9 protein-coding genes are annotated in these 11,964 nt (G+C 69.2%); 2 read left to right on the forward strand and 7 right to left on the reverse strand.

The genetic code is table 11. The features are described 5' to 3' along the window. Nucleotides 1-73 precede the first annotated feature (73 nt). From ligA to mnmA, 3 genes are read right to left on the reverse strand one after another with little or no spacing between them, the layout of a single operon-like run. Nucleotides 74-2,452 (reverse strand): NAD-dependent DNA ligase LigA, encoded by a 2,379-nt coding sequence (ligA, locus tag ABVF28_RS02575; RefSeq protein ID WP_371029373.1) that lies wholly within the window; start codon nucleotides 2,450-2,452, stop codon nucleotides 74-76. Continuing rightward, the gene (locus ABVF28_RS02580) at nucleotides 2,449-2,925 is read right to left on the reverse strand and encodes a hypothetical protein (protein WP_371029374.1); all 477 of its coding nucleotides are present in this window, start codon (nucleotides 2,923-2,925) and stop codon (nucleotides 2,449-2,451) included. Before ABVF28_RS02580 ends, ligA begins: the two co-directional genes overlap by 4 nt. Further along, the gene (gene mnmA, locus ABVF28_RS02585; RefSeq protein ID WP_371029411.1) at nucleotides 2,922-4,100 is read right to left on the reverse strand and encodes a tRNA 2-thiouridine(34) synthase MnmA; all 1,179 of its coding nucleotides are present in this window, start codon (nucleotides 4,098-4,100) and stop codon (nucleotides 2,922-2,924) included. Before mnmA ends, ABVF28_RS02580 begins: the two co-directional genes overlap by 4 nt. A 129-nt stretch (nucleotides 4,101-4,229) precedes the next feature. Here mnmA and ABVF28_RS02590 point away from each other — a divergent pair, with 129 nt between their 5' ends. After that, nucleotides 4,230-5,081 (forward strand): DUF2690 domain-containing protein, encoded by an 852-nt coding sequence (locus tag ABVF28_RS02590; RefSeq protein ID WP_371029375.1) that lies wholly within the window; start codon nucleotides 4,230-4,232, stop codon nucleotides 5,079-5,081. A gap of 31 nt (nucleotides 5,082-5,112) precedes the next feature. Here ABVF28_RS02590 and ABVF28_RS02595 read toward each other — a convergent pair whose 3' ends face one another. Further along, nucleotides 5,113-6,747: an MDR family MFS transporter gene (locus ABVF28_RS02595; RefSeq protein ID WP_371029376.1), complete on the reverse strand. Its 1,635-nt coding sequence runs from the start codon at nucleotides 6,745-6,747 to the stop codon at nucleotides 5,113-5,115. Next, nucleotides 6,744-7,358 (reverse strand): TetR family transcriptional regulator, encoded by a 615-nt coding sequence (locus ABVF28_RS02600; protein WP_371029377.1) that lies wholly within the window; start codon nucleotides 7,356-7,358, stop codon nucleotides 6,744-6,746. Before ABVF28_RS02600 ends, ABVF28_RS02595 begins: the two co-directional genes overlap by 4 nt. Before the next feature lie 76 nt (nucleotides 7,359-7,434). Here ABVF28_RS02600 and ABVF28_RS02605 point away from each other — a divergent pair, with 76 nt between their 5' ends. Beyond that, the gene (locus ABVF28_RS02605) at nucleotides 7,435-8,703 is read left to right on the forward strand and encodes an MFS transporter (RefSeq protein WP_371029378.1); all 1,269 of its coding nucleotides are present in this window, start codon (nucleotides 7,435-7,437) and stop codon (nucleotides 8,701-8,703) included. Nucleotides 8,704-8,728: 25 nt separating this feature from the next. On the opposite strand, the gene ABVF28_RS02610 is transcribed toward ABVF28_RS02605, so the two are convergent. Beyond that, nucleotides 8,729-10,600: an ABC transporter ATP-binding protein gene (locus ABVF28_RS02610; protein ID WP_371029412.1), complete on the reverse strand. Its 1,872-nt coding sequence runs from the start codon at nucleotides 10,598-10,600 to the stop codon at nucleotides 8,729-8,731. A gap of 86 nt (nucleotides 10,601-10,686) precedes the next feature. Beyond that, nucleotides 10,687-11,898: a cysteine desulfurase family protein gene (locus ABVF28_RS02615; RefSeq protein ID WP_371029379.1), complete on the reverse strand. Its 1,212-nt coding sequence runs from the start codon at nucleotides 11,896-11,898 to the stop codon at nucleotides 10,687-10,689. Nucleotides 11,899-11,964 lie beyond the last annotated feature (66 nt).

The raw sequence follows: 11,964 nt of genomic DNA on the forward strand, positions 1-11,964 counted from the left end.
CCTGCACACTGTAGCCGAGCGACCGGGCCGCAGCCTCGGAGTCCGCTCCTGGTCGTCGGACCCTGCGGGTCCCTCATTCTGCTTCTGCTCGCAGGTGCTCCACTGCGCTCGGCCCGCCCTCGAGCAGCAGGCGGAAGCCGTCGGCATCGAGGATCGGGATGCCGAGCTCCTCCGCCTTCGTCAGCTTCGAGCCGGCACCGGGGCCCGCCGCCACGAAGTCCGTCTTCTTGGAAACGCTCCCCGCGGCCTTCCCGCCCGCCGCGATGATCGCCTCCTTCGCGCCGTCGCGCGTGAACCCCTCGAGGGTTCCGGTCGCGACGACGCTCAGGCCGGAGAGCGGACCATCCGCGCTCGTCATCGCGCCGGGTCCGGGGTGGTTCGGAGTCGCGAAGCGAACACCCGCCGCCCGCCAGGCGTCGATGATCTCCCGGTGCCAGTCTTCCGCGAGCCACTCGACGATCGCGTCGGCGATCGTCGGCCCCACGCCTTCAACCTGTGCCAGCTCCTCGGCGGGCGCCGCCTCGATAGCGTCGAGCGAACCGAACCAGTCAGCCACCGCGCGGGCAGCGACAGGACCGACGTGGCGGATGTTCAGCGACACGAGCTGACGCCACAGGTCTTTGGTCTTGGCGACTTCGAGCTGCTCGAGGAGCGTCGTCGCCTGCTTCGACGGCTCCACGAGCCGGAAGTCCTTCTTGATGCCGGCCTTGCGTCGCTCCGCCGGCGTCATGTCCTCAGAGCCTGGCGGGTACACCAGAGAGACCTTCTGGAACGGGGCGCGTCGCACGAGCTCGCCCGTCTCCTCGTCGGTCTTGGGCTCACCGGTCTCGGAGTCGCGGACGACGACCTCGATGGGCACGATCTCCTCGAGCGTGAGCGCGAAGAGCCGCGCCTCGGTCTCGAGTGGTGGCTGCTCTGGCACGGTCGGCTGGGTCAGCGCGGCAGCGGTGACCTCGCCGAGCGCATCCACATCGAGTCCTCCGCGCGAGCCGATGTGCTCGACGCGACCACGAACCTGGGCGGGGCACGACCGGGCGTTCGGGCAGCGCAGATCGACGTCGCCCTCCTTCATGGGCCGAAGCGGCGTGCCGCATTCCGGGCAGTCGGCCGGCATCACGAAGTCGCGCACGTCGTCGCCGCGCAGCTCGAGCACCGGGCCGAGCACCTCGGGGATCACATCTCCCGCCTTGCGCAGCACGACGGTGTCGCCGATCTTCACGCCCTTGACGCGAACCACATCCTGGTTGTGGAGAGTGGCCATGCGCACCACGCTGCCCGCGACCTTGACGGGCGCCATGATCGCGAACGGCGTCACTCGCCCGGTGCGGCCGACGCTGGCCGCGATGTCGAGGAGCTTCGTGTGCACTTCTTCGGGAGGGTACTTGAAGGCGATGGCCCAGCGTGGGGCGCGGCTCGTCATGCCGAGCTCGTCGTGCAGGTCGAGCTCGTCCACCTTCACGACAATGCCGTCGAGCTCGTGCTCGACGGAGTGGCGTTCCGCGCCGTAGTGCTCGACGAACTCCACGACGTCGTCGACGGACGCGGCGACCTTCGCGTACGGGGTGACGGGCAGGCCCCAGCTCGCCAGCAGCTCGTAGACCTGGCTCTGCGACTCGACGGGCGGCGACGGCCAGGCACCGATGCCGTGCACGTACATCTGCAACGAGTGGAGCCGCAGCTCGCCGGCCTCTCGCTCGAGCCCGCTCTTCTTCTCGAGCTGCTGCCGCAGCCCGCCGCTCGCCGCGTTGCGCGGGTTGGCGAAGTCCGGGAATCGCTTGGTCGCTCGTGCCAGCTCGGCGTCCTCGTCGAACTCGCCTCGCGTCGCCTCCGAGCGCGCTTCCCACCTGGCCCGGTACTCCTCGACGGCGCGGGGCCGCAGCGAAGCCTGGAACTCGTTGAGCTCCCTGAACGCGGCGACGGGGATGAACACCTCGCCGCGCACCTCGACGATCGGCGGATGCCCCTCGCCCGCGAGCGCGGCCGGGATGCCGTCGATCTGCAGGGCGTTCTGGGTCACCTCCTCGCCCGTGCGGCCGTCGCCACGGGTCGCCGCGGTCACGAGCTTGCCGTGCTCGTAGCGCAGCGCAATCGCGAGCCCGTCGATCTTCAGCTCGGTGAGCCATTCGATGTGTCGGCCCGCGGACGCCTCCGTCTTGGCGCACCACTCGCGCAGCTCGTCGACCGAGAAGACGTTGTCGAGCGAGAGCATGCGCTCAGCGTGCTCGATGGGCCGCAGGCCGTCCGCGACGCCGCCACCGACGGTCTGCGTCGGCGAGTCCTGCGACTGCAGCTCGGGATGCTCACGCTCGAGCTGGTCCAGCTCACGGACAAGGCCGTCGTACTCGGCGTCGGAGACGAGCTGCGCGTCGCGCTCGTAGTAGGCCGCCTGGTAGCCGGAGACGAGTTCCCGCAGCTCCTCGGCGCGGACTCGCGCGTCGTCGAACGTCGTCATGCCGACGCCCCGGAACGCGAGTTGAGCGTCGCCATCGCCGCTTTGCGGCTCACATTCAGCAGCCATTCGTTCTTGGCGGCCAGACGTTTCGTCGCGCGCTTCTCGCTCGTCGTCTCGAGGTAGCTCTGCACGATGCCCACCACCGCGATCAGCCCGGCGAACACCGCGAAGACGATCTGCCAGGTCGGCTCGAGCTGCATGAGGAAGTTCGAGGCGAGGAACACGGTGCCGCCGATGAGGAACCAGAGCACCAGGGCGAGGATCCAGTCCCTCGCGCCGAACTTCCGAGCCCCGAGGGTGCAGCGCTTGGCGAGCTGCAGCGCGGGAGCTGCGAAGTGCGCGTCGTAGTCAGCGCGCCACCGATCGGGGTCGGACAGGTTCCTGTACTGCGCCGCCCAGTGCTCGGCACGGTCGGTGAGCAGATCCATCGCCTCGCCGTCCTTGAGCGGGCCACCCTCGGTCTTCTTGCTCATGCCGCCTCCTGCTCATCTGCGCTGCCTGTCTCGGCAGAACCCGCCGCTGTCTCACCGGTCTGCACGGCGCTCACTGTGCGATCGATCGTGAACTGGCCGAGCACGCGCGTGCCGACGTAGACGACTGCCGTCTGGCCCGGCGCGACGCCGACGAGGGGCTCATCCACGCTGACACTCCACTCGACGCCAGGGATGGTCGCGTCGTCGCGGGTACTCTCAGCGCTGGCGTGAATCCGCGCGGTTGCGGGCACCGGGTCGGCGTGTGCACGGATCTGCACGTCGCAGCGGAACTCGCCGTCGGTCTCCGACTTCGCGGCCCCCGTCCAGCTCATCCGCTGGCCCGCGATCTCGGCGATCCTCAGCGCTTCCTTCGGCCCGACAACGACCTCGTTGGTCTTCGGACGGATCTCGAGCACGAACCGAGGCTTGCCGTCGGGAGCTGGCACCCCGAGGCGGAGCCCCTTGCGCTGACCGACCGTGTAGGCCGTCGCACCGTCGTGCTCGCCGAGCGTCGTGCCTGCACTGTCGACCACCTGGCCAGTCGCGGTGCCGATGCGATCGCCGAGCCAGCCCCTGGTGTCGCCATCCGGGATGAAGCAGATGTCGTGCGAGTCGGGCTTCTGCGCGACGCTGATGCCGCGCTCGGCCGCTTCAGCTCGGATCAGGTCCTTCGACGGGGTGTCTCCGAGCGGGAAGTAGCAGTGCTCCAGCTGCTGCTGCGTGAGCACGCCGAGCACGTACGACTGGTCCTTGGCCCAGGCGCTCGCCCGGTGCAGCTCGACCAGCCCGTCCGTCCCCGTCTCCAGCGTCGCGTAGTGGCCCGTGCAGACGGCGTCGAACCCGAGGTCGATGGCCTTCTCGAGCAGAGCCGCGAACTTGATCTTCTCGTTGCAGCGCATGCAGGGGTTCGGCGTGCGACCCGCGCTGTACTCGGCGATGAAGTCGTCGACCACGTCGAGCTTGAACCGCTCGGAGAAGTCCCAGACGTAGAACGGGATGCCGAGGAGGTCGGCGGCGCGGCGCGCATCCATCGAGTCCTCGATGGTGCAGCACCCGCGCGAACCTGTGCGGAGGGTGCCGGGCATTCGGGAGAGCGCGAGGTGCACGCCGATCACTTCGTGCCCTGCCTCGACGGCTCGGGCTGCTGCGACGGCGGAATCGACCCCGCCGCTCATGGCGGCTAGAACTTTCACCGGATAAGTGTACGTCGGGCCTCCGACAACCCCTCTGGGGAGATGCGTGGCTCTGGTAATTTGACCATGTCCATCGCCAACGAGCGAAGATGCTCACGAGGGAGGCAGCGCGTGAGCGACATCCGAGATTCCCCCGCCCGGTTCGCGTCCGATCTCCAATCGCTTCGCGAAGAGGCCGGCAGGCCCACCATCATGCGGCTCGCGGAGACGGCCGGGATCTCGAAGAGCGTGGTCGGAGACGCCCTTGGCGGTCAGCGACTGCCGACGGCGAAGACCGTGGAGCGTCTGGTCACGGCGCTGGGCGCCGATCCGGCCCCCTGGCTCGAGCGTCGCAGCGAGCTCGTCTTACCGCCGAGCGTCCAGGTCGTGCCCGTGGCCCCCGAGCAGACGGCGGGCGGACCCACGCTCGTGGGGTCAGGCACCACGGATGGGAGCGCGGACGCACCGTCGCCTGGTCCTGAGGCGCCGGCGCCCCTGCCGCCTCCCATCACGAAGCGCAGACTGCTGACCACGGCAGCAGCAGCCGCCCTCGTGTCCGCAGCCGTGACAAGCGGGATCTGGTTCGGCGTCGGCCAGCTGCAGACTGCGGATGACCCGTACGCGGGGATCTCCGACGGACTGGACCCCATGCAGACGGTCTGCCGTGACGACGCGGTGGTCGCAGCCAGCGAGATGCGGACGCGCGAGACGCAGGTGCAGCTGATGTACTCGACGAGCTGCAAGGCCGTCTGGGGCCGGGTCACGAGGTACGACGGAGCGGCGGCGGGAAACGAGCTCACGATGTCGGTGTACCCCGCCGTCGACCGCGACTCGGAGCGCGGCCAGTCGGTCTCGGCCTACGACGTGCAGTCCGTGTACACGACGCTCGGCATCAGCCCTCAGACCAGCGAGCGCTGGTGCGGGCTCGCGACGATGACGGCGGACGGGCAGACGATCGACCTCGGGTCGGAGCTCTGCATCTAGCGAGGCACCGAGAGCCCGGCCCGGAGCCGATTCAGCCGACGTGCGTCGCCGAGGTGGTCGTCGCCGGCTCCTTGCCAGTCGCCAGTGGCTTCTCCTTGAGGAACGACAGGGCGACGATGGAGATGACCGTCAGCGGCACGAGCGCGAGGAAGATCGGGATGAGCGCCTCGTTGTACGAGCCCACGATGATGGCGCGCAGCTGGTCGGGCAGCTGCGCGATCGCAGCGGGCGTGAACGAGCTCGCGCCGTCTTCGGGCGCGGCACCGGCTGGCAGCCGGTCCGCCACCATCTGCGTCAGGCGAGCGGCGAAGACGGAGCCGACGACCGCGGAGCCCAGGGTCGCGCCGACCTGCCGGAAGTAGTTGTTGGCGGCGGTCGCTGTTCCCACGATCCTCGCCGGGAACGAGTTCTGCACGATGAGGGTGAGCAGCTGCATGCTGCCGCCCAGACCGACGCCCATGATGCCGAGAGCGACGCAGATCATCCACACGGGGCTGTCGACGGTGACGAACGACAGCACGACGAGGCCCACGCCGAGCACGGCGGCGCCCGCGATCGGCACCCACTTGTACCGACCCGTGCGCGACACGTACTGCCCGCTCAGGATGGAGGTGATGAGCAACGCGCCCATCATGGGGGTCATGAGCAGACCGGACACGGTCGGACCGGAGCCCGTCACCATCTGCAGGTACGTGGGCATGTAGCCGAGCGTGCCGAACATGATGACGCCGGTTGCGAGGCTGGCGATCGTGGTCAGGATGAAGTTGCGGTCCTTGAACATGCCGAGCGGCATGATCGGGTTCGCGGAGCTGCGCTCGACGAAGACGAAGCCGACAGCGGAGACCACCGCGAGCGCGGCGAGCAGCAGGATCGTCGGCGAGGTCCACTCGTACTGCGACCCGCCCCACGTGCCGACGAGGACAAGCGCGGTCGTCGCGAGTGAGATGAGCGCCATGCCGCCGACGTCGATGCGCGTGCGCTCCTGGGCGGGGCGCTTCGGCAGCCGGAGCAGGAAGACGGTCGCGAGGAGCGCGAGCGCGCCGAGGGGCAGGTTGATCCAGAACACCCAGCGCCATCCAGGGCCCTCGGTGAACCAGCCGCCGAGCAGTGGGCCGGCGACGGACGAGAATGCGAACACCGCGCCCATGACGCCCATGTACTTGCCGCGTTCACGAGCCGGGACGACGTCCGCGATGGCCGCCTGAGAGAGGATCATGAGGCCGCCGCCACCGAGTCCCTGCACGATGCGCGCGCCGATGAGCAGCTCGATGGAGGGGGCCAGGCCGCCCAGCACGGAACCCGCGATGAAGAGGCCGATCGCGATGAGCAGCAGCGGCTTGCGGCCGAAGAGGTCGGAGAGGTTCCCGTAGACCGGCATCATGACCGTCGAGGCCAGGATGAAGGAGGTCACGACCCAGCTCATGTGCTCGACACCGTGCAGCTCGCCGACGATGGTCGGCATGGCGCTCGAGAGCACCGTGTTGTTGAGCGAGGCCATGAGCATCGTGACCATGAGCCCCAGGAAGAGCGGCACGATGCTGCGTCGGTGCGCACCGGCTGCGCCCGCCCCCGTCGTGGCAGGCCGCGCCTCTGCACTGGTTCGGGCTTCTGCGCCGGGGGCGGCGTCGACGCGAACCGGCGAATCGATGCTGGGGGGAGTCGTCATAGGGCTTCTGAGATCGCTTTCCGGAAGATGTCGATGGAGTGGTTGATGGCGGCTTCCCGGTCGGCCAGGACGCCTTGGGGGTCGTTCCTGCTCGTGAAGCGCAGGATGGTCGCGGCGAGCGAGAGGAGTGCCTTCGCGGACTCGATGCCGTCCGGGAGGGACTCCGTGGAACTGTCGCCGCCCTGCTCGGTCAGGATCGAGAGGACGATGTCCTCTGCCGCGCTGATGTGGCGCCTGAGCCGCTCCTCGAGCACGGGGTGCTGGTCGGCGAGCGTGCGTCGGCGGGGGAAGTCGTCGTGGTCGGGAATGGCGGAGTCGAGGACGGCGAGCATGAGTCGCATGGTGCGACCGAAGGAGTCGCTCACGCCTTCCCGGAAGTCGTCGAGTGCGCCTTCTGGGAGCGTGGGCGCCTGCATGCCGAGCACCGCGTCCTCTTTGCTCGGGAAGTAGTTGAAGAAGGTCCTGCGCGAGACGCCTGCGCGCTCGCTGATGGCGTCGATCGTCGTCTCGTCGAGGCCGCGCTCGATCGTCAGGTCGGCGGCGGCGTCGTGGATGGCATGCCAGCAGTCGATGCGGTTGCGTTCGCGGAGGGAGAGAGCTGGGTTCGACACCCCTCAACAATATGCATGAGTGCAAACTTTCACAAGTGCAAGATTCCTGAGGACCTGCTGAGTACAGTTGCACCTCGTGTCGACTCTCCCCTCCCAGACGCCAGCGGGCGCCGCCCGGTCACCATGGTTCTGGACCGCCATCGCCGTCCTCGCACTCGTGCTGCTCGCTCTGAACCTGCGAACCGCCGTCACCAATGCGTCGTCGATCTTCGACCTCATCTCGGTGGACCTCCCACTCGAGGGGGCGACGACCGGCGTGCTGACGATGCTGCCCCCGGTCGCCTTCGCGATCGCGGGCCTCATCACTCCGTGGCTCCTGCGACGGGTCCGCCTCGAGCTGCTCATCGTCATCGCGCTCGCCGCGATCATCGCCGGGCACCTCCTCCGCGGAGCCGCTCCGAACCTGCCGACGCTGCTCGGCGGCAGCGGCATCGCCCTGCTCGGCATGGGAATCGGCAACATCCTCCTGCCACCGGTGGTCGTCACCTACTTCCGGTCCCGCATCCCAGTCATGACCTCGACCTACGCGATCGTCGTGGCGCTCGGCACGATGCTGCCGCCCCTCGTCGCGGCCCCCGTCGCCCTGGCCAGCGGATGGCGGACCTCGGTGTCCATGTGGGCGATCGTCGCGGCTTCCGCCGCCGTGCCGTGGGTCGTGCTCCTCGTGCGCGCACAGGTTCGTGCGGCCCGCGGTCACGTCGCCCCGACGACCGGGGCCGTGACGCTGCCCGACGGCACGCGCGCCAAGCCGGCCAGGTCCATCTGGCGCTCGAAGCGGGCCTGGGCGCTCGCGACGACCTTCGCCATCTCTTCGATGAACGCCTACTGCTGCTTCGGGTGGCTGCCCACGATCCTGCAGGAGCGGGCAGGCGCCGACACTGTCGCGGCGGCCGGCTACCTCTCGCTGTTCGCCGCCATAGGCATCCCGCTCTCCCTCGCCACGCCGCTCGTCATCAAGCACCTCGGGACGACGTGGCCGCTCATCACCGCGGCTGCCGGCTTCGCGTTCGGCTACTCCGGCCTCATCTTCGCGCCGACCGCGGCCCCTGTCCTCTGGGTCGTGCTCATCGGCTTCGGGCAGCTCCTCTTCCCGATCTGCCTCACGCTCATCGGCCTCCGTGCGGCTGGCCAGCGGGGCTCGGCGATCCTCAGCGGGTTCGTCCAGCTCGTCGGGTACGCCCTCGCGGCGCTCGCCCCGCTCACGGTCGGAGTGCTCGCGACGGCAACCGGCAACTGGTCGATCTCGCTGGGGCTCCTGGCCGTTCTCACGCTCGGCGTCATCCCGCTCGCCCCGGCGCTCGCCGGCACATGGAAGATCGAGGACGAGATCCAGCTGGCTCGCTAGACGAGCGCCTCCGCGTCAGCGCGACTCAGGTCTCGAGCTCAGGCTGGACATCGGTTCGCTGCTCCTCGTGGAGCGCCGCGTAGAGGCCTCCCCTCTCCATGAGCTCGGCGTGGTTCCCGCGCTCGACGATGCGGCCTTCGTCGATGACGCAGATGAGGTCGGCGTCTTTGACCGTCGAGAGGCGGTGCGCGATGGCCAGGACCGTGCGGCCCCGTGAGGCCTCGTCCAGGGCACGCTGCACGAACCGCTCCGACCGTGTGTCGAGCGCGCTCGTCGCCTCGTCGAGGACCAGCACCGCAGGGTCCTTGAGCAGGACCCTGGCGATGGCCACGCGCTGCTTCTCACCACCGGAGAGTCGGTAGCCTCGCTCCCCCACGAGGGTCTCGTAGCCGTCGGGGAACTTCGAGATCGTCTCGTGGATGTTGGCCTGCCTGCAGGCTTCCTCGATCTCGGCCTGGGTGGCGTCCGGCTTCGCGAAGCGCAGGTTCTCGGCGATGGATGCGTGGAACAGGTAGCTCTCCTGGCTCACGATGCCCGTGTTCGCGATGAGCGCGTCGTGGTCGAGGTCGCGCACGTCGGTGCCCGCGAAGCGCACGGCGCCGGACGAGACCTCGTAGAGCCGGGGCACGAGGTAGCCGATGGTCGTCTTCCCTGCGCCGCTCGGCCCGACGAACGCGACGAACTCCCCCTGGCGAACCGTGAAGGACACGTCGTCGAGCGTAGGGGCCGAGTCGACCTCCGTGTCCGGGTACCGGAACGAGACGTGCTCGAATTCGACCTCGCCGAGCTTCGACTCGTCGAGCGCGACGGGCGACGGCGACGGCGTGATGGCAGGCCTCATGTCGAGATACTCGAAGATGCGCGCGAACAGGGCCTTCGACGTCTGCACCTCGAGGCCGATGCGCATGAGCCCGATGAGCGGCATCGTGAGCCTGGTCTGCACCGTCGTGAACGCCACGATCGCGCCCGCCGTGAGATCGACGCCGCCGGTGATGAGATATGCGCCGACGATGTAGACAGCCGCGGGCACGAGGGAGAACACGATGGACACGAAGGCGAAGAACGTCTGCCCGCTCATCGTCTGCTTCACCTGCAGCCCGATCTGCCGGACGTTCTCCGCGCGGTACCGCTGCCCCTCCGCCTCCTCGCGTCCGAACGACTTCGCGAGCAGGATGCCGGAGACGCTCAGCGATTCCTGCGTGATCGCGGTCATCTCGGAGAGGGACTCCTGCGTCTTCGTCGCGATGCGGGCGCGCACCTGGCCGACCCTTCGCTGCGCCCAGACGAGGGCTGGCATGAGGACGAACGCGATGATGGTCAGCTGCCAGGAGAGCAGCGCCATGGCGACGACCGCCGCGAGGACGGTCACGATGTTGCCGACGACACTCGTGATCATCGACTGCAGCGTCGACGCCACTCCGCCGACGTCGTTCTGGAGGCGGGACTGGATGACCCCGGTCTTCGTGCGCGTGAAGAACGCGAGCTCCATGCGCTGCAGGTGATCGAAGAGGCGCACTCGCAGGTCGCCCATGACGGAATTGCCGACACTGGCGGTGAAGTAGGTCTGCACGACCCCGAGCGCACTCGAGGCGACCCAGAGCACCGCCATGAGACCGACGATCTTCCACAGCTCGCCGATGTTCGGCCCGGTGCCGCCCGGCGGGAAGAGGCCGACGTCGAACGCCTGCTCGGTCAGCAGCGGGGGCAGCACCGAGATAGCCGCGGTGATGAGCACCAGCACGAGCGCGATCGCGATCTTCCCTCGGTAGGGCGCGAACAGGCGAAGCACGCGCTGCCAGAGGTCGTCGATCTGCGGGGCCTGCTCGTTCGCGGCACGGATCACGGACTCGTCCCGAACACGGCCCCCGGCGGGCGGTCCGCCTCCTGCACCTCGCATCGTCATGGCGTCAGCGTAGGCGCATCCGCCGACACTTCGACACGTGTCGGGGCGGATGCGCTGCAGGCGCACACCGCGCCAGGACGCTACACGGTCCGGTCGGAGAACCCAGCCGTGCGCGCCTGCTCCACGATCCTCGGGAGGACGTCGAGGAGCGAGGCGATGTCATCGTCGCCGGTCGACGCGCCCAGGGTGAAGCGCAGTGCACTCAGCGCCGTTCGCTCGTCCAGACCCATGCCGAGCAGGACATGGGATGGCTCGGCGATGCCCGCCTGGCAGGCAGAGCCGGTGGAGACGGAGAACCCGGCCATGTCGAGGAGGAAGAGGAGGGAGTCACCCTGGCAGCCGTCGAACGTGACGTGCACGTTGCCAGGCACCCGTGCCCGCACCTCGTCGCCCGCATCGTGGAGCACGCCGTCGAGCGGAGCGCCGCGCAGCTCGGCTCCTGGGATCCTCGCGAGGCCGTCCGCCAGACGGCGCGCGAGGGCGTCCAGGCGGGCGCCCTCCGTGTCCATTCGCGACATCGCCGCGTCCGTCGCAGCTGCGAACGCGAGCGCGGCTGGCACGTCCTGGGTGCCAGAGCGCACGCCCCGCTGCTGCCCGCCCCCGTGGATGAGCGCCTCGACGGTGTGGGCGCGCGCGAGCGCAAGCGCGCCCATGGCCACCGGCCCGCCGATCTTGTGCGCCGAGACGCTGAGCGCGGCGACGTCGAGATCCCGCAGCGAGACCGGGATGTGCCCGAAGGCGGCGACGGCGTCGACGTGCACTGGGATCCCGTGCTCGGCCGCCAGCGCGGCGAGCGAGCGGACCGGCTGCACGGAGCCGACCTCGTTGTTGGCGAGGATGACCGTGATGAGCGCCACTTCGTTCGCGTGCTCCCGAATCCGCTGCTCGGCGACCTCGAGGTCGACGACGCCGGCCTCGTCGACCGGCAGCCAGTCGACGACGGCCCCCTCATGGGCGGCGAGCCATTCGACGGCGTCGACGGTCGCGTGGTGCTCGCCTCGAGGTGCCAGGACTCGGACACGAGCCGCGTCCTGCTGCCGCCTCGCCCAGTACAGGCCCTTGACGCCGAGGTTGATGGCCTCGGTGCCACCAGACGTCAGGACCACCTCGATCGGGTCAGCGCCGAGCGCCGCGGCAACGCGCTCCCGCGCCCCTTCGAGCAGCCGCTTCGCGGCCTGCCCGTGGCCATGAATCGACGACGGATTCCCCGTCAGGTCCAAGCCGGCAAGGAGCGCTTCCCGCGCCTCGCGGACCATCGGGGTCGTCGCGGCGTGGTCGAGGTAAACGGCCATTACACTCCCCGCCCTGCCCTGGATACGGGCACTCTCGACATAGACTTGCGCGATCCGTGCGCACCA

The sequence above is a fragment of the Pseudoclavibacter sp. JSM 162008 genome, assembly GCF_041366455.1.
Classification (GTDB): Bacteria; Actinomycetota; Actinomycetes; order Actinomycetales; family Microbacteriaceae; genus Pseudoclavibacter.

Bases quoted from the DNA above. Each gene is read 5' to 3' on its own strand.
- ABVF28_RS02615 (WP_371029379.1), bottom strand. From the start codon at position 11,898: ATGGCCGTTTACCTCGACCACGCCGCGACGACCCCGATGGTCCGCGAG.
- ABVF28_RS02580 (WP_371029374.1), bottom strand. From the start codon at position 2,925: ATGAGCAAGAAGACCGAGGGTGGCCCGCTCAAGGACGGCGAGGCGATG.
- ABVF28_RS02595 (WP_371029376.1), bottom strand. From the start codon at position 6,747: ATGACGACTCCCCCCAGCATCGATTCGCCGGTTCGCGTCGACGCCGCC.
- ABVF28_RS02610 (WP_371029412.1), bottom strand. From the start codon at position 10,600: ATGCGAGGTGCAGGAGGCGGACCGCCCGCCGGGGGCCGTGTTCGGGAC.
- ligA (WP_371029373.1), bottom strand. From the start codon at position 2,452: ATGACGACGTTCGACGACGCGCGAGTCCGCGCCGAGGAGCTGCGGGAA.
- mnmA (WP_371029411.1), bottom strand. From the start codon at position 4,100: ATGAGCGGCGGGGTCGATTCCGCCGTCGCAGCAGCCCGAGCCGTCGAG.